Source organism: Pollutibacter soli (genome assembly GCA_029269725.1).
Taxonomy (GTDB): domain Bacteria; phylum Bacteroidota; class Bacteroidia; order Chitinophagales; family Chitinophagaceae; genus Pollutibacter; species Pollutibacter soli.
Map to the genome: position 1 here is coordinate 457,995 of JARJHS010000003.1, position 24,408 is coordinate 482,402.

The following is a 24,408-nucleotide window of genomic DNA, read 5'->3' on the forward strand; positions in this document are numbered from 1 at the left end:
ATGGTGAATCATGCAGACCTGTCGGAGAAGTTTAATGTTGATGAGCCGAGAGTTAACTGGCATGATGAGACTTTATGGTGGGTCAGGCAGAAAAGAGATCGTGCAGCAAAACAGATTCCGGAATGGGAAGAACTTCGTTCTGTTGCGTCGTCGATAAAAGACAATGTCCTTTCTAATCTCAGTGAGTATCTCGCAGAATTTGAAAAAAATGCGAAACAAAACGGAGTTCATGTTCACTGGGCTGCTGACGCTGATGAACACAACCAGATCGTTCTTGAAATCATTCAGAGCCATGGAATAAAAAGCATAGTGAAGAGTAAATCGATGCTGACGGAAGAGTGCCATCTCAATCCGTTTCTCATTAAAAACAATATCGAAGTTGTCGACACTGATCTTGGTGAAAGAATAGTACAGCTTGCGGAAGAACCGCCCAGCCATATTGTGTTGCCATGTATTCACTGGAAAAAAGAGGAGATCGGAGATCTGTTTCATAAACACCTTGGAACACCTGCAGGAAATGCAGATCCCATTTTTCTCACGAGAGCAGCAAGAGCGCACCTGCGTAAATATTTTCTTTCTGCTAAACTCGCTATGACGGGAGTGAACTTCGCGATCGCTTCTACAGGCGAATTTGTTGTTTGTACAAACGAGGGCAATGCAGATATGGGGGCACATCTTGCAGATGTACACATTGCCTGTATGGGGCTGGAAAAAATAATTCCTGAAAGAAAACATCTGGGTGTTTTTCTTCGCTTGCTGGCAAGAAGTGCTACCGGGCAACCCATTACATCTTACAGCAGCCATTTCCGCAAACCTGCAGAAGGACAGGAAATGCATATCGTAATCGTTGATAATGGCCGCAGCCGCCAGCTTGGTCGGCTGGATTTCAGAAATTCATTAAAGTGTATTCGTTGTGCCGCATGTTTTAATACATGCCCGGTTTACCGGCGCAGTGGCGGACATAGCTATCACACAGCGATTGCAGGCCCGATTGGTTCTATACTTGCGCCCAACCTCGATATGCGGAATTATGCAGATCTGCCCTTTGCTTCAACATTATGCGGCTCGTGTTCAAATGTTTGTCCTGTAAAAATTGATATTCATCAGCAACTGTATAAATGGCGGCAGGTACTTGTTGAAGAAGGTTATGTAACGAAGGAAAAGTCAGTTGCAATGAAGACGATGAGTTCGGTGTTATCAAATCCTTCAAAATACCGGTTAGCGGGTAGGCTTGGACGTTGGATTTTACGCAATGCACCGTTTCTTGCAAAAAACAGATGGAACCTGTGGTTTAAACATAGAGAGATGCCAGAGGCTCCAAAGAACTCTTTCAGGGAATGGTACCTGGAAAATAAAGTGAATAAAAAATGAGTTCCAGGGACAAAATACTTTCAGCCGTTAAAAGTAATCAGCCATCTCGGGTACCGATCGCTGAAATCAATATTACTGTTGCAGATGATGAAGACCTGAAAAGTAAGTATCTGAGGATATTGGAAAGCATTGGAGGGAAAGGTCAAATCGTCGATAGTTGTGATGAGATTCAAAAAATATTGTCCGCTGATTTTGACCCGTCATCAAGAAAAATTGCGGTAGGCAGGAGCTGGCCCGGCTTTGCTGAAAGCTTTTCCGCCGCCATCGATCCACATCAGTTGGAAAATGTTGAAGTGGCCATTATTGAAGCTCATTTTGCCGTTGCAGAGAATGCGGCCGTATGGGTTACTGAAGATCGAATGGGATTCAGGGCATTGCCTTTTATCTGCCAGCATTTGGTGGTGATAATTCCTGAACAGCATATTGTTGCCACCATGCATGATGCATATCAGTTTATTGGCCATCGCGAATATAATTTTGCAACCTTTATCGCGGGCCCTTCAAAAACAGCCGATATTGAACAATCACTTGTGCTTGGTGCGCATGGGCCGATTTCGATGAGAGCGTTTTTGCTCAGGCAGGAGTGAGGAGCAAGGAAACAGGAGAGGCAATAGTAAGTAGGCAACAGGAGTTTAGAGTTGGTAGTTATAGGACCGTTCGATGATAAAACCCATCCGATATTTTAATTGAACTTTAAACGTTAACCTCGGTGTATTTCTACTACAAGGATTTCTAGAAACAAAAATCTGGCAGCTCCTATTTCCTCCCCACTATTGCCTGTTGGCTGGCTGTTTCTCCTGCCTCCCTCCTCCTCACTCCTGCCTGACCTGTTCAAACACAAACACGCCCTTCTTATTCGAAATTATAATATCCTGCAGCTTGTCTTTATTGATATCTTCTACATTAAATTGAATGCCAACACCTGAGTTGTTATCAATTTCATGCCTGATCCACGAGGGCTGTCTTCCAGGTTTGAATTCGTACCAGTTCAACATTGAAGCATCATATGCGCCCCGGTCACCACCATTGTGAGCAAAATATCTTTTACCTGTAGTTAAATCAGGGTGACCATCGCCGTTAATATCTTTCAGAATAAGTGAATGAGTTTGTGAAACACTACTATCAATGAGATGAGAAATAAAGTTTGATGAAGTGCCATCGTTAACCTGCTCATACCACCAGATTCCATAGTCGTGTGCTGAAGATGCAAACACATCCATATCCTTATCCCCATCAACATCATAAACGATCATGTCGGCGCAATTGGGACCCAGCTTTGCCGGATGAAATTTCCAGTGGGATGATGATTTCGGATCTGCAGGACCTTCCCACCAGCCGGTATTGATAATTACATCCTTGCGACCATCTTTATTCAGATCACCATATCCAAGACCATGTGTGTATTTATGTGTTCCGATGTTCGGATCATTACTGATCACATATCTTGTCCAGAGGGTATCTCCCTTTTTAACAGGAGCCCGGTACCAGACCACCTCCTTTTTTTCATTATCATTACAAAGCACATCCTTTCTGCCGTCACCATCCACATCAACAAACTGAGGTGCTTCATTTCCTGCCGTCGGAAGAATCATCCGCATGGTCCAGTGTTGCTCTTTGTTCTTTGGATTTTCATACCAGACCATCTCCTGACCGGGTTGATCCATGCGGATAAGATCAATCCATCCGTCGAGATTTACATCCAAAGCAAAATTCAGAAATGTGGTGCTGTAGCCTTTGTCGTAAGTGAAAGTATCCGGAATGGCAAGTTCATGTTTTTTCCAACCGGGTGCTTCCCACCACCATGCACCCGCAAGAACATCTGTTTTCCCATCTTTGTTTACATCTGCAACGGCTACACCTTCTGAAACAAAAACTTCGCTAAGTACATTTTTTTTGAAAGCAACTGTCTTCGTCCGAAATATTTTGGTAGCAGAAAGAATCAACATTATCAATATGAATATCAGCAGATGAAAACCAGAAAACAACATGATACGTTTAAGCATATACAAAAAATTGTTTTCAATGAAATCCCTGATTTCATTGAACGGGACACTCCTATCGGAGCGGGAAATTGGAAACTCGTGTGTGATAATCTTCTACAAACAGGTCGCTACTAATGGAGCTGAAAACAAATCCAGCACAATATGATTGCATAAACAATACCCTTTGCATGAGAATTGATTTGTTTTCACGGAAACCAGATAGGCCCAGCATCCGCATGAACTTACGTTTAACTTTAAACTTTAAACCTTCAACCCTACTGCCTGATTTCAATATTCCTATACTCCACTTTCATCGGCGGACCCACATGCACCTGAACCCCCAGCAGCCCTTTGAATTTTCTGTTGATTGTATCTTCATCAGTTACATCACTCATGAGGATGTCGTTCACATAATGCTGCAAACGATTTCCTTTCACAATTAGATGAACTTTATTCCAGTCTTCATATTTAATCAACGCTTTTAAAGAATCACTGCTGCCCAACGAACCGGTCACTTTTCGCAATTGCCAGGCATTGTTTTTAACATTACCGGCAATCTGTCCGGAGTCCACTGTAACAATCTCTCCGCGATAAGCAAGCGTTGTTCGTCCGCGTTCTTCATAATTCTGACCCGTGTAACTGATCTTTCCATCGATATCGGCCTGGTAACCTTTCAAGGCGTTTGGCACATCGGGAAAAATTTCGCTGCGATAGTTGATTCCGCTGTTGCCATCTTTCGAAATTTTCACTTCGAGTTTTAGTTCAAAATCTCCGGGCTCACCACCCTGCCAGACAATAAAAGAATTCGTCTTCAATAGTGTTGCAGGTGTAATCTCTCCAACCAGGTTGCCGTTTTCTACTCGCCAGTATACAGTATCACCTTTCCAGCCATCAAGATTTTTGCCGTTAAAAATGGACACGAACGCTGAAGAATCTTTTTTAACCTCAGCCGTTGTCTCTTCCGCAGGTTTTTCCTCAGGGGATGAACAGGATGCATTTAACATGTTTAACGAAGCAAGGACTATCGTTACCGCACAACCGAATATTTTCATTTGTTTGATATTTTTATTTGGAATTCCAGACAACGCCGGTATTCTTCCAGGACTTGTCTTTGGCAGAATCGATAACCGACTGACAAACTTTTTGCGTTTCAAGTGCGTCACGGAATGTTGGCGCGCATGAACTTCTATCTTCAAGACTCTTCAGAAAATCTGCTGCCTGGTGAACAAAGCTATGTTCATAACCGATGATTAATCCAGGAACCCACCATTTGTTCATGTATGGCTGATCACCATCAGTGACCAGTATGGACCGCCATCCGCGAACTACTGAAGGATCGCGATGATCGAAATATTCAAGACGATTCAGATCATGCAGATCCCAGCGGATGGACGCGTGCTCTCCATTGATTTCAAAGGTATATAATGCCTTGTGCCCGCGTGCGTAACGTGTAGATTCAAATAAGCCGAGTGAACCATTTTCAAAATGGCAATGGAAAATACAGGCGTCATCAATTCCGACTTCCTGCTTCTTTCCGCTTACCTGGTGTACTCTTTCTTTGATAAATGTTTCAGTAACTGCAGACACATCTTTTATTCCACCGTTGAGCCACATAGCAGTATCGATACAATGCGCAAGTAAATCTCCGGTCACACCTGAACCTGCTGCATCCACATCAAGTCTCCAGGTTCCTGCTCCACCCTGTGGTACATCCGGACTGATTGTCCAGTCCTGCAAGAAATTTGCGCGGTAGTGAAATATTCGTCCCAATTTCCCTTCATCGATAAGTTGTTTTGCAAGTGTTACCGCAGGAAGACGACGATAGTTGTACCAGACAGTATTGGCAACGCCAGCTTTTTCAATTTCATGTGTCATCGCTTCAGCAGCATCAATCGTCGATGAGAGCGGCTTTTCACACAACACCATTTTGCCGGCTCTTGCTGCAGCAATCGCAATATCAGCATGCGCGTTATTCGGTGTACAGATATCAACAGCATCAATATCCGGACTTGCAACCAGTGCTTTCCAATCGGTTTCAAACGAAGCATAGCCCCATTGTTCAGCAAAGGCCTTTGCTTTATTTCCATCACGTGCGCAAACGCGCTGCAGCACTGGTTTGTAGGCAAGCTCAGGAAAAAAATGACTCACCCTGTTATATGCATTGGAATGGGTGCGACCCATAAATCCACATCCGATCAATCCGATTTTCAATTCTTTTTTCATCTTCAGGCAATAATTTGAATTGCGAAAAATTAATTTGACCATCCGTGAGCTTCTCTCACTTTGATCATCACGGCCAGGATATCATTCCAAGTTTTTTGCTGAGTCATCACTGCGTTTGGAAACATGCAACCATCCCAGCAGATGTGCATGAATTTCTTTGTGAGATTATCATTCTCATCACGCAGCCAGAATCCTGCATCACGAACAATATCCATTTTTCCATTGGGATCTGTAGCCAGGCAATGTCTTCCTGTTTTATCATGCGAACCTGTACCATGAACGGTTCCATCATTCTGTGCAACATGGAAATCGATCGTCCAGGGCCTCAGTGCTGCAGTCAGGGTCTTCATAGACTTATCAAGTGTCTCACGATCGTTCCAATCAAAGTTTTCAGGAAGAATTCTGTCCTCAGGACTATTATATCCCAGGAGAAAAAGAAAGCTATGGGCCATATCTGCCTGGTATCCGATGTTCGGACGGTTCACAGCTTCAAGTGTTTCAACCACGTGACGCCAGCTGTGCATTCCACCCCAGCAGATCTCACCTTCAATCGCAAGCTTCTCATCAAAATCAGCTGCAACATCACATGCTTCTGCAAATGTTGCTGCAATCTTCTTTGTATTGTTGACCGGATCTTTCGACCAACTACCGGGGTCACACGAAGAATCCATCCGGATCACACCGTAATGACGAACGCCAAAATCCCTCAGCAATTTTCCAATTCTGCAGCTCTTCTTTATCTGGGTTACAAACTGTTTGCGCTCTGTATCCGATCCCATGGCCGAGCCACCACCAGTGCCGCCCCATACAGGAGCAACAAGACTTCCTATATTCAAGTTCCGACCGGCAACCTGTTCAGCTAATCTTTTGATATCATCGTCACTGCTATCGATATCTGTATGTGGCAGTGAAAGAAAAATATCGATGCCGTCGAACTTAACGCCATCTACTTCTGCGGCAGCGGTCATTTCAATCATCTGATCCTGTGAAATCACCGGTTCAGAGCCTTCGCCTTTACCAACGATACCGGGCCAGGCAGCATTGTGAATTTTTGGGAAATGATTCATATGAAGAAGTTTATAGTTTTTAGTTTACAGTTGAAAGGGAGTTCATAGTTCTTAGTTCTTAGTTCTTAGTTCTTAGTTTAAACAGCCGGTTGTTCGTTGTTCGTTGTTCGTTGTTCGTTGTTCGTTGTTCGTTGAACAGCCAGTTTTCAATTCTATGTTCCCATAAGTTGTCGGTTGTCAGATCAGTCGCAATCAGTTTTTTCATTAGCAATTAGTCTCATTGCAATTTTTATCTTGCGTTGCCATAAACCTCTATTACCTATTACCTATTACCTATTACCTATTACCTATTACCTGGCTGTTCCCTTCGTCCACCGCCATTCGGCCTTTGGCCTTACTCATCCACTTCCATATCCGGATTATCCGGACCGAAATGTTTCAACATTACGATCGGATCGGTTTTGGAATGATTTGTTATCACCACGCCATCCTTCGCAGCTTTTTCTGATACAAAATATTCATCGTGCGTAAGCTGACCGTAACGTATAAGCGCCGGCGTTTCGATATCCCAGACACCCATTTTTCCATGCCCCTGCATCATGATCATTCCATATGCAGCATTGTCCTTGATCGTCACAGTTTGTCCAGGATGTACTGTGAGTTCCTTGGCACCATAGTCGTGCGATTTGTAACAGATCCAGAGTTCACGATAACCTTCTGCATCAGTTTCAGCAAAAGGTCTTACCGGTTTTGGCTCCATAAAACGATCATGCAACAGGTTAGGATCAGTATTTAGCTCCCAATCGAGTACATCAAGCAATGCCTGGTAATCACCAATACTTTCTTTCGGAGTTCCGTTCCATAAAAGTTCTTCAGGAATGACAGCATTGTTCACCAATGATTGATACATCGCAAATACATCCGACGCTTTCTGTGGCTCATAAGTACACAAACTGCCTGGCGCATGCAACAATCCCGGAGGTACATCCCAACCTGTTCCAGGCTGCAACCTTGCAGCCTGGGAGTAATTAGTGATCTTATTATCCCCCTTAGTAAAATTTTTTAGACACTCAAGAATCTGATCCTTAGTTGTGCCTGGGGTTATCCCAAAGAAAGTATATGGGAAATCACCGCCATGATTATTTACCTGCGGAGGAAAATAATAAGCTTCCGGTTTTCCAAGCTGACCAATCAATGCTGCTTTTTCATCATTGTGATGAACGTGATGCGGAAGTGGTCCGAGGTTATCGAAAAATTTAGAATACATCGGCCACAAGCCATATTTTTTCCAGAGACGATCACCGATAAGGTCGCCCTTTAATTCACCAACTGCATCTCTGAGCAAAACTCTTTTGACTTTTCCACCATCGTTGAATACGATCTGGCTCAAACCTTCATTCTCTCCGGTCAGCGGACCATTTTTCGCAGGCGTTGTGGATGAAAACCACCTTTCGTCTATACCACCCCGTACTCCCCCCAAAACATAGTAGTCATCGGGATGAAGTTTTATCCTGCGACCTGGTACGCAAAATGATCTTGGTACCCAGTTAGGCGCAAGTCGTACAATTCCTTTTCCCTGTTCTAATGCGCCTGATGCTGATTTAGCGTATTCCATATAAACAAATTCAGTTTATCGTTGATTAATTAAATGAGTTCCTGAAATCATTAAGTTTATCCTGATCATGAATCAATTCAAATTCCATTTCATATTCTCTTGATTCACTCGGTGTAAGAAAGATCAATTTATTTGTAGCTCTCGCTTCTTTCTGACCAATAGGAAAATTGGTCGCAGGCTCAAGTCCTGTAACATATTCACCATATCCCCAGTGTTGCCAATTGGTCAGACAGGGCATCTGTGATTTTTTATACCTCACTGCGAACGCAACTCCAATTTTCTGATTGAAAATTCCGCAGGTAACAATTCCATCAGCATCGGTACCAGCATCAATATAACAGGCAGCCTCACCCGAACCTGCATGCTCACTCAATGGAGGCTGGCACTGGTGGAATGAAAATTCGTTGTTGAAAATTTTTTCTGATACTGTTTCTCTTGCTTTCCATGATCCTTTCCATAATATCTCAGCGCCTTCATCCACCAGGGGCCATCCGAAGTTGAGATGATATAACAACATATGTGGAGCGTCCTGGTTTCCGGCATTGACAACTTCATCATGAATCCGTACTACAGGACTACCAAGTTCACCGGAAATCGTACGGCGCATTTCCAGTTTATGTCCGAGCGCGGAACTTTCTTTTATAATACCGCAAATTTTCATTTGCATATTTCCTCTCAGCAGGTCAGGTTGTACAATGGAAGTTATTTCAGCCGGAGTATTGCTGAACGGACCGTGAAGCCCGCGTTCACCAAATTCATCGGAATCAGGAACACCGGCATGTGATATTCCACAGGTAGTCATCAATCCACCTGCAAAACTTCTGAGCCAGGTGATACCATGATCGGAAAAAGGTTCAGGTGCCGTTATTCCAGCGTGACTAATCCATGCGAGACTATGTGCATTAAAGAAAGCGTCGACTATATCCAATCCACGATCGGGAACAACTTTAAATCTGAATCCTGTGCCGGTGTCAAACCATGCGATCCTGGTGTTACGACCGGGACCGTTATCGAGAACGGACGTTTCTATTCCACCCAACTGCGTTACATGCGCAACCCTGCCTTTCCATGCAAAGTTTTTTTCTGTTCCGGATGATAGCGCCATTTTTTTCCTGCTGCTATTTCGATGCGGTGGTCACTTTTGCTTTATAGATGGCATTGTCCTTATTTCCCCCTGCTCTCAGATAAGCTATCAGGTCTTTCAACTCATCAGGGTTCAAACCATTGATCATTCCAGGTAACATGATCGATACCGGCGAATTTTTTACATTGCTTACATCTGTCTTCGGTATCTTTTTCAGTGCTGATGGATCGAATGGATTCTGAGAAATGACATAATCATTATCCGTCTCACTCATTTGCCTTCCCATTACTGTGTTTCCAGATGTTAAAGTATACACTTTTGCTGTATACTGATCAGATATCGTTTTGTTCGGATCAATGATCGCTTCAAGCATATCTTTCGCAGAAAAGCGCGTACCCAGCTGCGTTAGATCCGGACCAACCGCACCTCCTTCACCATTCATACCATGACAGGAACTGCAGAGCGTCGCCGTAAATAAGTTCCTGCCTCTGTCATAATCACGCGTACCGGAATCTGCTTCTACTATGGGCAAGGCTTCTTCGACGGTCCATCTGCGACCGGGGCCTTTTGGTCTTTCTGCACCCGCCACGGCAAGCAATCTACCTTGCGGACTCACCAGCGCACTGCCGGAAAGGGTATCCATCGCATGGAAATCAGCTTTTGAAACATGTGCGAGCGCCATCTTTCTTGCTTTGTCAATAAATCCGATATAACTGTTTCCACCCTTATACCCGAAAGCCCCGTAAAACCATTTGAAATACTTTTCCTGTGCAGGGGCTGTCCAACCGGTTTTAGCTTCGCTCAATACAACGGCGTAATATATCTGTTGCGCTGGCGGAGTTTTAGACAGTGTAGAAGCGATATCCATTCCATACTGGAGGTTACGCATAATGAGGTCAGAAGAATTGGAAACCGTTTCTGTTCCTGTGGTATCATCAACCGCTTTCTCCATCAATGCCATTGTTTTTGAAACAGCATCAGGTGCATCGAGATACACCAGTATTTTACTGAAAGATCGGTTAAGCAGATTTGTCGGAGCCGGATAGTGTGCATCCAGTTTGGCGATGAGATCTGTTTTCTGCGCACCATCAGGTTTTCCCATCCGTGTAATTGCCAGCTCAACTGCTCTCAGGTAATCGTTTTTAAATTCCTCAGTTAGCGCAGCATAATCGATGCTCAACAATGCTTTATACAAATCATTTTTCACTGCCGGAGTTGCTGTACGCGCAAGTGCAACTGAAGCGTAGATCAGCTTAACAGGATCTTTTTCCTGCAATGCCTTTGTCTGCCAGCTGGTCAAAGGCTGATGTTCTACAGCAATACGTGCAGCATACCTGATAAAGCGATCAGGATTATTCAGATAATTCCACGCATAAGATACTGCACCGGTATCCTGTTTGGAATGGTACTGTTCAATATCATGACGCAGCTTACGGGCATCCGCACCTGCTGAATTAGCAGCGGGAGCCTGGGGTGTTGCTTCATCTTTACCAGTATAGTAAACACGATAAAGATCAGATTCAAGTCTTCTTCCACCAGTCAGGAAATACAACGCCCCATCAGGCCCGATTACACCATCAGTTAATGGAAGCGGTGAACCTGAAATAAATTCTTCTGCTTTTGCAGAATATGTGGCACCATTGGGAACAGGCTGAATTGCATAGATGATTCCAAAACTCCAGTCAAAAGCAAAAATAGATTTCCTGTATTTCTCGGGGAATTTTGCATTTCTTCCGCTTACCAGGTTTGTTGGCGATCCTTGTCCGATATTGATTACCGCAGGAAGATCATCTGCAAAAGTTGGAGGCCAACGGATACTGGCAGTACGCCATCCATATTCACTTCCGCTGGTTACATGGCAAATCCTCGTCGGTTGATACCATGGCATACCAAAATCCCATTCCATATCCGAATCGTAGGTGAACAATTCACCATCTTCATTAAATGCAAGGTCAAACGCATTTCTGTATCCAGCACTCACCAACGTCCAGTCTGTTCCTTCAGGATTTATTCTTGCAACCCAGCTGCCGGGTGCTGTGCGATCAACCGCGTGACCGTTCGGATCTACAATTTTTGGGAACAGATTATCTTCTTTCCAGGTTTTGGGAAGAAGATAAGAATTCATTTCCGGGAGATCTGTATAGTTTCCTGCAATTAAGTAAAGTGATTTTCCGTCGGGGGCGAGAATAATACTGTGCGGCCCATGCTCACCTTCGCCCTGCATGGCTTTAAGCAAATCAATTTTATCAAACTGGTCATCATTATCGGTATCGGTTAACCTGTACAAACCACTTCCCTTCTGAAAAGCGGAATCGCTGCGATGATTAACCATTACATACAAACTGTTGAATGCATACAGCAAACCCTGCGCATAACCCATCTGAACAGCTTTTACCAAAGAATCTGAAGCAGGGGTTCCTGATGACCTGATTGTAAGCTTTTCTATATCAGGTTTTACGGCTGCTGTATCGTTACTGATAGCAGGAATTTTTAACCTGTACAATGATCCGTACTGATCAGATACGATCATTCGTCCTTTATCGTCGAAGGTCATTGACACCCATGATCCCTTTTTATCTTCAGAGGGACTGTACAGATGTTGGGCGGTAAAACCCGGCGCAAGCTTCAGTTTATCGATTTTTGGATTTGAGCTCCTGACCTGCTCTTCATGCTTTTCGTTTTTACAACTGACAAGAACCATCAGTGAAGAAATTAATAATGCTACTATCAGGCGGGAAACTTTGGTACACGACCTCATTGCGTATTGGGTTTATAGCTAACAATCGGGTGCTTAAATTACTAAAGAAATCTTAAACACCTAAGAAGCGCATAAATTGCTGAATTCATTCCGGCTCTCCACCCTGTACTATCCTGCAATAGCCGCAAATCCCTGAATATTCCCACCTGTAATTGTAAAGTTTAAAGTGGGATTTTTAAAGTTCAAAGCAGAACAGCCGTTTTTACCATATTGCAGATCGTCTTTCGTTAAAAAAATGTGATAAGGCAGAAGATTTATATATTGATGCAACAGAAGAATATAATTGGTGGTCAACTTCAAAAATGACACGACAGATGGGAAAGTTGATAATGATGATGGCGGTTTTACTGCTTCTTTTCTCCTGCAGAAATAACAGGACCAGCGGAGTATCCGCGGTGAAGAGTTCAGGAATGCATTATGCCAAGTAGGTTTAACGTTCAACGTTGAACGTTGAACGTTAAACGTAAGCTCTTGCGGAGGTAAATTGTATCCGTGAACTTAACATCAAATTTTCAAATAGCTTTTGTGCAAAAGGTTCACCTCCATATTTTAAATGTTGGATGCTAAAGAGTGGACACGTCATTTTGGATAAGCCTTCTTACGTCAACCAAAACGAAGAAATCCTTCCACCGAATAGGCGTACGTTAAACGTTCTACCTTAAACGTTATACGTTAGAGATCCACTCCCGAAACCGGGGTGCCCTGTACTGGCTGATATGGACTTCCTCCTCCAGCCATTCCGGCTGCACCAGGTCCACAATAATCTTTCCGAATTCTACAACACGGAATAACCGGATAGCTTCGAAATGCAGAATAATATTCCTGTTGACGCGAAAAAAAACATTGCTTTCAACTGAAGTCTCGATATCAGTAAGACTTTGATCTATATGAAAGCGATTTCCGGAGAAATCGATTGCAATTACTTCTTTCTTTAATGAATAAAATACAGCAATCTGTTTCGCTCTTAATGGGATGAAAGTGTTGCCTTCCCTCGCGATCAGCGTTGTTCTTGGTGTGTTTGCAGAAATGTTGCGTGAAAGTGAATTCGTGTAGCCGTTAGTGTTTAGTTCACTACTGTCATTCTGGTTCATCTGAGTACTCATGTCCGAATAATTTTTCTGTTTTTTGAAAAATTCACTAGGCAGTTTTCTCAGATGGTGTACCCGGAAATAGTCACCGGTGCGATAGAAGAAAGGGGTTTCTTAGTTACTGGTACAACGATCAGATGATACAATTATTATCCTGTAATGAGTGGCCCGTTCTTTCTTTTACAAATAAACTGCACTTTAACCAGAGGCAAATACCGCTTGTGTAAATCGGAGTGAAAAATGCGTTAAAGGAATCTTAACAACTGCTTATTTCAGGTCGCAAAAAAAATAATTCGGGACTGGATTATGATGCTTGGGGATCGATTGTTTCCTGTACGATTTTTCTGGTAAAACCATCGATATAAAGCGGCTTGCTTTCACTTTTTATCCAGTATACCTTGGTAGTAAATTTTAAAATTATGAAACTACTATTCATCATCTCCCTGCTGCTCTCCGGAAGTTTTTCCGCAGATAACCTGTTCGTGCGCGACAAAGTGAAAATCAATTTCGACAAAACTTTCCCTAACGCAAATGATGTTGTTTGGGTTAAGCAGGACAACAACAATGTAAAGGCTGTACTTATCCAGGATGATATTAAAACGCATATCACTTATAACCCTGATGGTACAGTGAATCAATGCCTCCGTTATTATGCCTGTAAACATCTTCCCGCACACATTCGTGCAAGGGTGTATGAAAAATTCCCTGATTCAGAAATCATCGGCGTAACTGAAGCTTTCAGCGATAACGCATTGAACTATTACATTAATATTAAATCAAGCGCAAAAATTTACGAATTGCGTTCTGATCCATCAGGCGACATCGTGAAACTGAAAAGTTTTAAAGATGGTTCACTGGCCGGTGAGTAAAGACCAGATCCCTGCGAGTAAAACTACCAGCAAGAAAATGAAAGTAGATTCTAAAACCAACGATTGCCGTAGCCAAAATTAAAAAATGAACGCTAAATAAATGTTCAGGGTGTTAACCGTTGCCGGAGATTCATTCGCCCTGCAGACCCGGGCGAACAGAAGCCGGCAATTTTTTTGAAAATGATCTGACAAATTAAAAATGCTTCAACGAAACAAACTTCAGCTGCAAACAAACTTGCCTCCATCTTGCCTGTAGCTTTAGTTTAAATAAAAAAGACAGGACGAACCTGTCTTTTTTTTGTGACGTACCAAAAGGAAAAACCAACTCTTAATATGTGATACAGTCAACTATCTGAAATAACCCGTTTTATCTACATGGGATATTTTAATAATGATGTTTGCATTAAACGCATGGCCATCAAAAATAACCGCCCTTCTGAGTGATATCCTGGACTGACTGGCCTTCATTTACCCAGCCAAAAATCAGTTTCTCATTTTCTTTTATTTCTTCTGCCCTGATCAATACTTCATATGCGATGTTCCGCGGAACCACCAAAACGCCGTCGATATCACCGAGGATAACATCGCCCGGTTTTATGGTTACGCCTCCGATCGAAAGAGTAACCTCGTAATGGGTAATCAGGCATCTCCCAAGACTTCCATTTGAGATCCTGTATTTATAAAAAACAGGAAATCCGGCTTCGAGAATCTGGTGCGTATCCCGAATTCCACCATCAATACATGCTGCCTTTACTTTTTTTGCTTTTGCGGTTGCAGTCATTACCCCACCCCATAGCGTCGCCTGCGTGTCGCCTGTAGTATCCCAAATAACGAACGCGTCTTCCTTCATACTATCCAGCATCTTCACCCGATATTCCATCTCACCGGAGATCATAGCATTAGGCGAGCTTTTCACTGTGAATGCAAACCCGGCAACTGTCCGGTATTCCCTTAAAGGAATTATATGTCCTGGCAATGCCTGATTGAGTAAACAAAACTCCCGCAGCACATCGTTTACAGCACCTGTATACAATTGTTCAAATCGCGTTAGCAATTCTTTTTCTGAAACCGGAAATTTTTCATTTGACACTCCTTCTCGCAATTCAATTAACTGCTCAAGATTCATCATACCCACCTCTTTCTTGTATTGATCGACGCTCATAGACTTATATTTTAAAAATTACAGGTTATCATTTTGCGAAAAGCATCTGACCTTTTTTACCGGTATCAATGCTATATAATTTTCCTTCTCCTGCTTCCGTTACTACCAATCCCAGGTCACCCCTGGTATCAAAAGCACAATTTGTTGGATTAAGAGACGGGAGATGAATATGTCTGAATACGTTTCCATCTATGTCGGCAACTCTCACGGAACCTGTTCCATAAACAGCCACATATAAATTTCCTTCTTCATCAAAAGCCATCCCATCGGGCCCGCCAGGGCCCTCAGGACCACCAATAGTACACCATGGCTCTTCTTCTGACCAAAAGCCACTCTCATCGTCCCAACGACCTTTCCATAAGCGATGCTTATAGGTTTCAGCCATTATCAGATATTTTCCGTTTGCTGTAAATGCAATTCCATTCGGAAAATATTTACCTGTTGTTATTTTTTTAACGGTACCGTCTTTCATCAACACACATGCATAACCGCCTGGCTCCTTCCGTGATTCCCCCGGACAGGTGAAAACCAGGTTGCCGGCTTTGTCAAATACGAGATCATTGGGTTTATTCAGTGGCTCACCTTTCACCTGGTTTATCAAAACAGAAACCTCTTTTGTTATCGGATTAAACATCCTGACTTCACCAAAAAATGAATCGCAATACAGGATCATTCCCGACGCATCTATGGCAATTCCATTAGGCGCTCCACCTACATGGAATCTTTCTATTTTTCCCTGACGAAAGTTGACAAGGCTTTCTCCTTTCATCTCTACCAGCCACAAACTGCCGTCTGGAGCAAAAGCGGGACCTTCGGGAAATTTCAAGTCTTCAGCAAGTATCCTGATTTCCGGAATGGAAATATTTTTCATTGCCACTGTCTCCATCTGTTTCAGGCTTTGGGTAAGGGGAAATCATTATGCAGTTTTTTTATCTCCGCCGCAGTCAGCGCGCGGTCAAATACCGCCAGGCCGCTGATCTGTCCCACAAAATCATTGCCCATTTCAGAAGAGCGATGAACCGCTGCCACAGTAAAATCGGAGCCATCTTTTCCACCATCAAAAATTCCGTCATCATACCTATATGGGTTACGTCCTGCACGCTCATCAAACTCGCCATTGTAATATGACTTTATCAGGTGACCATCATAAGTGAACGCGGCAAACGTCCACTCGTTATACCCCACTTTTTTTTCCCCTATTGATACATCCATGCACCAGCGTTCGCCAGGGGTTGGCCCACCTACGCCTGAAATATGGCCACATACCTGGTCACCACTCTCATACAATTGTATATCCAGAAACAGACAATACTGGCGTTTCTTATCTGTTTCGTTCCACATACCTGCCACTGCTTCGCATTGCGAAAACGATTTCTTTTTTCTTTTCAACCAGGCCAGCACAGTCACTCCAGCATTCTGTCCATGAATATCTAACGCTCCGCATTTCTCACGCGGGATGAAAAGATATTCACCCTCCCTGATTTCGACTGAACTATTCCCGATCACACCACCTTCTACTATTTCCGGATTACCTTTTCCTTTTTCCAACTCATATACATATGTACCTCTGGAAGTAAAGGGATGTGCCCTGTTGAAATCCCAGCAACAAACCAACCCAGGGATGCTGAGAATGTTTGAAATGTCTTTATCCAGTTTATTATGCATTATCACGCTTCTTAAAAATTTATACACTGCTTACCTGGTCTTTTCTAAAAAAGAAAATAACACCGAGAAATATAAATACACTCCCGAGAAAATAGCTCACCCATAACCAGGATAACACTGCAGAAAGTCCCGTCGTTGGCTTTAATAACCCTAAAAAATAGGGTGAAAAAGCACCGACAAGAAAAGCACACATCAGCATTAATCCTGCAGCAGAAGATCTGATCGCTGGTTTAACCACTTCGAAAAGGGATGCAAAAATGTTGGAGTCGTAGGCGCCACGAAAAATTCCAAAAAGAAACAATGCGATATATGTTCCCGACGAGGTTGATGCTGCTCCCATCCAGTAAATAAATGGAGCACCGCATAACAACGCCACAGCCTGCAATACGAGACGGTTGCGTGGATTTATTTTTGATAGTCTGTCAGCGAGGGCACCACCGATAATAACACCGATAAAGGCGCCGAGATGATGATAGAACATGGAAGAAAATCCGGCATCGGTAAGGGAAAGTTTAAATTTATCTACAAGCAAGGATGGCATCCAGGTAAGGTAACCTACATTTACAAAAACCATACATGCAAATGCTGCTGTAAGTAAAATGATTGTTGGCTTTTTACCAACAACTTTTGCCGTACTCATTATGCTTACCTTTTGCACATCCTGTGCGGGCGCATCTTTTCTAAGTCTGAAAAAAATAATTATAGCAATCAGGATGCCCGCGCCACCAAAAAGATAAAATGCATTCCGCCAGCCATATTGCTGACCAATATATCCGGCAATAAGTCCGCTTAAAATAATTCCGAAATAAACTGCAGTCTGATGTATTGCCAATGCAGAAGAGCGTCCTTTTTTATGCTCTTCGCTGATCAACGCATTTGCTGCCGGAGCATAAAAAGCTTCTCCTCCACCTGTAGCAATTCCCCGCAACAAAATAAACTGAACGACAGTACTGCTGATGCCGGTAGCCAAAGTTGCAACACTCCAGAATAAAAGACTGGAACCGATGATCGATTTGCGACTCCAGCGATCTCCAATAAATCCGGCAACGGGAACAAGCAGTCCGTAAGTCCAAACCAATGAGGAAGCGATTAATCCCAACTCACTATCTGAAAGACCCAGGTCGTTTTTTATCAATGGCAGCACAACGCTGAAGATCTGCCTGTCAGCCTGGTTCAGAAAAAATGCAATCCACAACAGCACCAGCATTTCCCATTTGTAAAATCTGGAAACAGACGCGGCCTGCGCAGTTTCAGTCAGTGGGCGATATGTTTCCGGTATTCCCGACATGGGCACTTATTTAACTGATACTTTTACGGGTGAAGCATTCCACGCACTCAGTTCCAGTTTTGCATTATCCTTTTTGTCCCGCCATAATACATGCACAGTGATTTGTTTTGTTTCACCAGGTTGCAACCATATGAAATTATCCGAAGCATAAAATGCACGCTTTACACCGGTGACATCAACCTTCGTCATAAAAGCAGGAACAGGACCCGTATTTTTTATACTCACTACCAGATCAGATTCTGTTGATGAAAGTTCTTTCTGTGAAAGCAGCGTTACTGAAAGTTTAGTTTTCGTGGCTGCTGAAACCGGTTTCAGCCAGGGGCCTTTATCCAATGTTATCCAGGCAATTGGTTTGTTTATATACTCCTCGTAAAATGTTTTGTCTTCCATTTTACTCAAAGACCTTGGAAAATAAACAGAACGGGAGAAAACGGTTCCATCTTCAGCTTTCAGTTCAGCCACAATAAATATAAACCGGTCACGGTAATCTGAGGGGATCGTGAAACTGCCGGAGGCAATTTCAGTAACAGCTGTTTCGGCCGGAACAATTGCCGTGCTTTCCTTCTCCGCCAGTTTTTTAAACCGGTCGTCATATACGGTTATAGATGCCCGATAGTTAGCCCCTTTTGGTGAAACTGCGTTTGTGACCTTAAGGTTCAGATCCATTTTTTCACCGGGAGCCCAGAGAAGTCTTGGTATGTCAAGTGCGATATGTGTAGGTTCGTATGTCCTTTTCAGAAAATAATACGGCGCTCCTGCATGCCCGAACCAATCCATCATCTGGATGGCAATCACCGGCCAGTGCCGCTTGAATACCCAGGGCATCAAACCGGTTGTAACCGGGTAATTGCCCTGCATTTTTTCGGACAGGATCTGGTAAAATTCGCCGGCGCCGATTTGTGATGCTTCTGTAACGGATTCTATTGTCGGGTCATGCATATCGCTGATATGCGATGCACGACTCAGCATACGAGGTACGCGGCCCGGGCCGTATTCGGTAAAATGATGAATGAATTCGGGATGTGAACGTGCAAAACCGGTATCCCACATTCTTCCCAGTTCTTTGAATTCCTTGCTATCAACTGTTTCATAAAACAAGCCTGCTTCAGGCATACTATGCATCCCGGTTTCAGAAACCCAGGCTTCTTTTCCATAGCTTCGGTTATACCATACCGGATCCATATCCGGATACACGTGAATGCTTCCGCCATCGGGCGTTGTACGCACAAAAAAACGCGAGGGATCAAAAGTTCTCAGGTTTCTTTCCAGGATGCCAATCGACATTGCGTTTCCGTAGGAATACGGATTGAACTCATTGCCTCCACACCAGATCACCAGGGAGGGATGATTGCGTAACCTGAAAATATTCTGTACTACCTGTGCTTCCCATATATCCTGTGGGTACTCAGGTGTATCCTGGTTACCGATAGGAAAATCCTGCCACACCATAATTCCCATCTCATTACACAACTCAAATAGAGTATTGGTCTCCAGCAGACCTCCCCCCCAGATGCGTATCAGTTGAACACCCATTTCCTTTGCAGCACTTAAAGTCCAGCGATAACGTTCACGTGAGGTTTCGAGAAGAATATCCTGTGGGGTGAAATTCATTCCCTTAACAAATATCTTCCGGCCATTGATCACGAATTGCCAGTTTTCAAAATTGTCCTCTGTCCGTGGACCAGTACTCACTACCCTTTCAATTGTGCGGATTCCGTATTCAAATTCATTTTTGTCAATTACGCGACCATCTTTTTTCAATGAGAGCCGTATTTTGTATAGATTCGGTTTCCCGAGACCGTTAGGGTACCATAGTTTCGGATCCGGAATAGTAATATCTTCTTCCATCCAGTTTCGTCCCTCATATACTTTCAGCGGAAACTCTTTCTGATATTTGGGAGAACTATTTTCAACCAATTCAACAAGAACCGAAATCGTACCATCCACAGGTTTGAATTTCACACCGTATTCATTCGGATGGCGGATCTGAGCGTTAGACCAGGGATGCAATCGTTGCTGCAATGAATGTTCATTTGCCAGTACTTCAGCTGAGAGATGAAGTATTGCTTCTCTGGTGCCGATGCTTTTTGTAACCAGGTAAGGTCGCTCCAGCTGAATTTTCGGAGCGATTTCCAATCTTGCTCCCTGCCACATGCCCAACGAGAAAAATGCTTCGCCACCTGAACCGCCGGAAATGACCCACGGCTTTATGATTCTTCCGCTGGCTCTTGGATTATAACCTTTTCTTTTATTCAGATCTATTTCGCCGGTACGGGTCCTCGGTAAATTCTGATCCTGATAGTCCGGTCGATTGTTCCAGTTCCCTGCCATCAGTTCAACAACGATCCTGTTTTCTTTACCGGGTTGAATAAAGCGACTTACTTCGATATTCGGTCCGCCAAACATACCTTCGTGCACCCCGAGAAGGGAATCGTTGAGCCATACCCGTGAGAAATAATCAATTCCGTCGAAACAGAGAAAAACATACTGCTCCTTTGCAGATTCCGGTACAATAAAGGCACGTGAATAGTACCACACTTTTGCATCTGTCCACCTGTATTGTTCTGAATTTAAATGATAATATGGGTGCGGAAGTTTACCAGCCTTATTCAACGACCAATGTATGGAGTTCGGAACGGTGGTGATGAAAGGATCTTTTCGCTGTGATAGATCTTTCAACCCGGTTATCTGCGAATCCAGGTATGAAAGCTCCCATTCTCCGGAAAGATCCAGATGCTGACCAGTGGCACGGGGTGTAATATACCAGGGTTGCCAAAGTTGTTTGACTTGTTGCTGACCGAAACCTGCAAATGCATAACAGGTCAGCAGCGCTGAAAATAGAATTTTTCTGTACATCAATTTGTTTTTAAACAGGCCCTGATTATCTATCGGTTGCCGGCATTAACATTGATTCGTTGTAATGTTCCGAACTGATATTTCCATTAAATCAGGATGTATATTTTTTTGACTTTTCGTAGCCATGTTTCAGCAACCATCCCCCGTCAATTGTAATTGTTGATCCCGTCATATAAGTTGCAGAAGCAATAAGGTTTGTTATCAAAACCGCAATCTCTTCCGGCTGTCCCAGTCTGTGCATCGGAATATTCTCATTGACCAGCGCCAGTTTCTCCTCATCACGCCATACGTCTTCATTCATCGTCGTTTGAATTGCACCGATAGCCAGCGTATTCACTTTTATATTGTGTGGTGCAAGCTCCAGCGCAACGCCTTTCATTAAGGTTTCAAGCGCTCCTTTACTTGCTCCGTACACGCTCTGTCCTATACCCGGCTGTATAGCGTTGATAGATGTAATTGTATAAATGTTTCCCTGGATATTGTCCGCCACCATCATTCCTGCAATGGTTTGCGTGATAAAAAAAGTTCCTCTGAAATTGACATTCATGAAATGATCGACATCCGATGCGGTGAAATCAAGAAAATGTTTTTTGTATGAAACACCCGAATTGTTTACCAGGATATCGATCTTACCGAAAGCCTGCCACGCAGTTTTTGCAATCGTCATTGCACCTTCAGCTGTACCAATGGATCCCTGGATTAGTTGAACCTTTACATCCGATTTAATTATTTCAGTTGCTGTTTCCTTTGCAGCATCTTCATCTTCCAGGTAATGAAGAATGATATCAGCGCCTTCTTTTGCCAGTTGCAATGCAATGGCTTTTCCAATTCCTCCGGAAGCTCCCGTCACCAGAGCCTTTTTTTTTGAAAGCCTCATTCTTATTTATTTTTAAATACCACCTACAATAGGGTACCATTCCGGCCTGCGTGGATCCTGATGAAATCTCGCGTAGTAATCACCCTTTTCTTCATAGTATTTTTCGTAGAATTTCATTTTATCCTCATCAAGCGTAACACCCAATCCCGCACCTGAAGGCACTTTGATACAACCGTTTTTGTACTGCATCAACCCGCCTTCGATAATATCATCTGTCAGGTAATGATAATGCGCGTCGCCTGCAAATGTCATCGTCGGAATAGTAGACGCTGTGTGTAACATAGCAGCGAGTTCAATTCCAAACTCTGCACCACTATGCATAGCAATACCGAGGTTGAATGTGTTGCAGATCGCAGCGAGATCCTTCACGCCTTTAGGACCTTCCCAGTAATGAATATCTGTTAAAACAATATCAACAGCGCCCATGCGTATCGCAGGTGCCAGGTCATCAAACCTTGCCGGATACATATTGGTAGCAACAGGAATTCTCACCTGCGACCGCACTGCAGCATTACCCTGCAAACCCCAGGAAGGATCCTCAAAATATTCCAGGTTCAGATCTTCCAGGCGCCTACCAATCTGTACTGCTGTAGGAACAGACCATACGCCGTTGGGATCAATTCTCAATCCGAATTCGTCTCCGAGTCGCTTTCTGCACAGTTCAAGAACACGCGCTTCTTCCGATGGTTTTTCAACGCCGGCTTTCAGCTTCATAGCATTTACACCAAGTGTTTCATGCAGCTCAACACAATAGTCGGCAAGATCTTCGGCAGAGGCATCATCACCTCCGCCCGGCCGATCATATCGCCAGAACAAATAGCCAATCATCGGCATTTCCTGCCTTACGCTTCCACCCAACAAATCGCTCAAAGGCCGGTTAAGCATCTTACCCTGGATATCCAGGCATGCCATTTCTATTGCAGCGTAAAGCCTAGCATTAGAGAGATAATAAATACTGCGTAATACTTTTAATTTAATTGTTTCAAGATGAAACGGATCAAGCCCGATGATGCGCGGTTTCAATTTCTGCAAAGCACCACGCTGATCACCTCCGCCGACTTCTCCCAAACCAATGATTCCTTCATCAGTAACAAGCTCAAGTATCGTCCTTAAAAAATAACCAGGATGAACGCCGGTGTTGTGGCGCAATTGTGCATTCAGTGGAATTGCTACACAACGTGTTTTCAGATCAACAATTTTCATATTTTGTTTCTATAAGATGGTGGCTGAATGCTTACCATCTTTATTGAAAATAATTTTTTGTTTTGTAATTTTCTTACCCTGCTTAACGGTAACCTCATAAGAGCCGAAAAAACCCTTAAAACTGAAGTTATCCCCTGTATTCAGTTTCGCTTTGATATTCGTTTTCCATTCCACGTTGATCAGCTTTTTCAATTCATCATACGCTGGCTTTGGAGAAAAATCGTTGTTTACAAAACCTCCGTTCCATTTGTCTTCACCCTTTACTGCGGTACCATCTACTACATTCCACCAGATGATTGCTTCGACGGCAGGATGACTGAACCATAACCTGTAAAAATTGCGTGTCAGCTTTGCCTGGTTTTGCTGACCTGTCGCGTTGTTAGGCAAACTTGGAATCGTGATTTCAGAAATATGAAGAGGTTTGTTGTATCTACCGTACAGATCCAGAACAGCGAACATTTGCTTTGGCTGCATAGCCTTCCCTGCAAGCACATCATAGTGAAGTTGCTCATTAAAAAAATGAAACTGTAAACCGATCGCATCAATCTTTGCTCCACGAAGAAACAGATTGCGGATAAGCATATTGTAAGGACTGTATTCATGCACGTTACCCTGCCAGACTGAAGTGACTTCATTGATCATCAGCTTTGTTGATGCGGGAAATACCTTTGCAGCCTCAACAAATGAACTGTATACGTAGTCCTCAGGCATAATGACCTGGGGAAAATGATGTAGTGATTCATTCACCACGTCCCATGTCTGTATAGCAGAATTCCCGTAATGCTTTGCGATGATATCGATGCGGTTTTTTATTGCAGCCTGAATCTGCAATGTATCTTTTGACAGCCAGTCCGGCACTGAATGTGTTGGATTGTTCCACACAAGGGTATGCCCCTTGGGAGTGATGTTGTATTTTCTACAGAACCCGAGAACTACATCCGGCGGTGGTCTGCGATAAATCGGTTCACTTGTTGAATCAAAACGTAGTTTTCCAGGTTGGGGCTCCAAAGTCTTCCAGTAAAACGGTACCGTAGCAAGGTTGAATACCGATGCAAATATTTTTTCATACTCCAGGTTTTTTTCTTTGGTATCGAATCCCTGCACCATAAATCCATTCGCGCCAAAAAAAAACTCGTTGTCCAACTGGTGAATTTCAATTTCAGTTGTTCCCTTGTATTGCGGGAACTGAATTGAAAAATCAGCCATACGATTGTTTTCAATACCCTTACGAATACGCTGTTCAACGTCAGGATCATTCCATAGTGAATCCAGTGCCGTCTGCGAATGAAGAGATACTGATAAAAAAAGACAAAGAATTCCGGAAAGAAATTTTTGCATATACTTTATTGCCTTGGTTTGT

At 43.4% G+C, this 24,408-nt stretch carries 19 protein-coding genes; 3 read left to right on the forward strand and 16 right to left on the reverse strand.

All coding sequences use genetic code 11. The features are described from left to right. Nucleotides 1-1,371, forward strand: coding sequence for a lactate utilization protein B (locus P2W82_RS10320; protein WP_336515798.1), 1,371 nt, complete (start codon nt 1-3; stop codon nt 1,369-1,371). Continuing rightward, nucleotides 1,368-1,958 carry a LutC/YkgG family protein gene (locus tag P2W82_RS10325; RefSeq protein ID WP_336515799.1) on the forward strand — a complete coding sequence of 197 codons (591 nt, stop codon included), beginning with the start codon at nt 1,368-1,370 and terminating at the stop codon, nt 1,956-1,958. Before P2W82_RS10320 ends, P2W82_RS10325 begins: the two co-directional genes overlap by 4 nt. A 225-nt stretch (nt 1,959-2,183) precedes the next feature. Here the strand turns inward: P2W82_RS10325 and P2W82_RS10330 are convergent, their stop codons facing one another. The 8 genes from P2W82_RS10330 to P2W82_RS10365 form a co-directional block, all read right to left on the reverse strand. Beyond that, a complete protein-coding gene (locus tag P2W82_RS10330; protein ID WP_336515800.1) occupies nt 2,184-3,374 on the reverse strand; it encodes an FG-GAP repeat domain-containing protein in 1,191 nt (396 codons plus the stop codon). A 254-nt stretch (nt 3,375-3,628) separates the two neighbouring features. Further along, nucleotides 3,629-4,405 (reverse strand): 3-keto-disaccharide hydrolase, encoded by a 777-nt coding sequence (locus tag P2W82_RS10335; RefSeq protein ID WP_336515801.1) that lies wholly within the window; start codon nt 4,403-4,405, stop codon nt 3,629-3,631. A 13-nt stretch (nt 4,406-4,418) separates the two neighbouring features. Further along, entirely contained in the window at nt 4,419-5,576 is a 1,158-nt protein-coding gene (locus tag P2W82_RS10340) for a Gfo/Idh/MocA family protein (RefSeq protein ID WP_336515802.1), read from the reverse strand. A gap of 29 nt (nt 5,577-5,605) precedes the next feature. Further along, nucleotides 5,606-6,643: a sugar phosphate isomerase/epimerase family protein gene (locus P2W82_RS10345; protein ID WP_336515803.1), complete on the reverse strand. Its 1,038-nt coding sequence runs from the start codon at nt 6,641-6,643 to the stop codon at nt 5,606-5,608. A gap of 334 nt (nt 6,644-6,977) precedes the next feature. Then, nucleotides 6,978-8,198 carry a hypothetical protein gene (locus P2W82_RS10350; protein ID WP_336515804.1) on the reverse strand — a complete coding sequence of 407 codons (1,221 nt, stop codon included), beginning with the start codon at nt 8,196-8,198 and terminating at the stop codon, nt 6,978-6,980. A gap of 25 nt (nt 8,199-8,223) precedes the next feature. After that, a complete protein-coding gene (locus tag P2W82_RS10355; RefSeq protein WP_336515805.1) occupies nt 8,224-9,303 on the reverse strand; it encodes an aldose 1-epimerase family protein in 1,080 nt (359 codons plus the stop codon). A 13-nt stretch (nt 9,304-9,316) separates the two neighbouring features. Continuing rightward, entirely contained in the window at nt 9,317-12,040 is a 2,724-nt protein-coding gene (locus P2W82_RS10360; RefSeq protein WP_336515806.1) for a c-type cytochrome, read from the reverse strand. 665 nt (nt 12,041-12,705) lie between these two features. Next, complete coding sequence (locus P2W82_RS10365; protein WP_336515807.1) at nt 12,706-13,143, reverse strand: LytTR family DNA-binding domain-containing protein; 438 nt, start codon at nt 13,141-13,143, stop codon at nt 12,706-12,708. A gap of 404 nt (nt 13,144-13,547) precedes the next feature. Here P2W82_RS10365 and P2W82_RS10370 point away from each other — a divergent pair, with 404 nt between their 5' ends. Further along, nucleotides 13,548-13,997 carry a hypothetical protein gene (locus tag P2W82_RS10370; RefSeq protein WP_336515808.1) on the forward strand — a complete coding sequence of 150 codons (450 nt, stop codon included), beginning with the start codon at nt 13,548-13,550 and terminating at the stop codon, nt 13,995-13,997. Between the two features lie 418 nt (nt 13,998-14,415). On the opposite strand, the gene P2W82_RS10375 is transcribed toward P2W82_RS10370, so the two are convergent. From P2W82_RS10375 to P2W82_RS10410, 8 genes are all read right to left on the reverse strand, one after another. Then, nucleotides 14,416-15,159, reverse strand: a complete 744-nt coding sequence (locus tag P2W82_RS10375; protein ID WP_336515809.1) for an RraA family protein — start codon at nt 15,157-15,159, stop codon at nt 14,416-14,418. Between the two features lie 28 nt (nt 15,160-15,187). Continuing rightward, entirely contained in the window at nt 15,188-16,045 is an 858-nt protein-coding gene (locus P2W82_RS10380; RefSeq protein ID WP_336515810.1) for an SMP-30/gluconolactonase/LRE family protein, read from the reverse strand. Between the two features lie 5 nt (nt 16,046-16,050). Beyond that, entirely contained in the window at nt 16,051-16,824 is a 774-nt protein-coding gene (locus P2W82_RS10385) for a LamG-like jellyroll fold domain-containing protein (protein WP_336515811.1), read from the reverse strand. Nucleotides 16,825-16,843: 19 nt separating this feature from the next. Continuing rightward, the gene (locus tag P2W82_RS10390) at nt 16,844-18,112 is read right to left on the reverse strand and encodes an MFS transporter (RefSeq protein ID WP_336515812.1); all 1,269 of its coding nucleotides are present in this window, start codon (nt 18,110-18,112) and stop codon (nt 16,844-16,846) included. A 6-nt stretch (nt 18,113-18,118) separates the two neighbouring features. Further along, a complete protein-coding gene (locus tag P2W82_RS10395; protein WP_336515813.1) occupies nt 18,119-20,968 on the reverse strand; it encodes a glycoside hydrolase family 2 protein in 2,850 nt (949 codons plus the stop codon). Nucleotides 20,969-21,059: 91 nt separating this feature from the next. Beyond that, a complete protein-coding gene (locus P2W82_RS10400) occupies nt 21,060-21,845 on the reverse strand; it encodes an SDR family NAD(P)-dependent oxidoreductase (protein ID WP_336515814.1) in 786 nt (261 codons plus the stop codon). 12 nt (nt 21,846-21,857) lie between these two features. Continuing rightward, nucleotides 21,858-23,048 (reverse strand): enolase C-terminal domain-like protein, encoded by a 1,191-nt coding sequence (locus P2W82_RS10405; protein WP_336515815.1) that lies wholly within the window; start codon nt 23,046-23,048, stop codon nt 21,858-21,860. Nucleotides 23,049-23,057: 9 nt separating this feature from the next. Further along, complete coding sequence (locus P2W82_RS10410; RefSeq protein WP_336515816.1) at nt 23,058-24,386, reverse strand: endo-1,4-beta-xylanase; 1,329 nt, start codon at nt 24,384-24,386, stop codon at nt 23,058-23,060. Nucleotides 24,387-24,408: the final 22 nt, after the last annotated feature.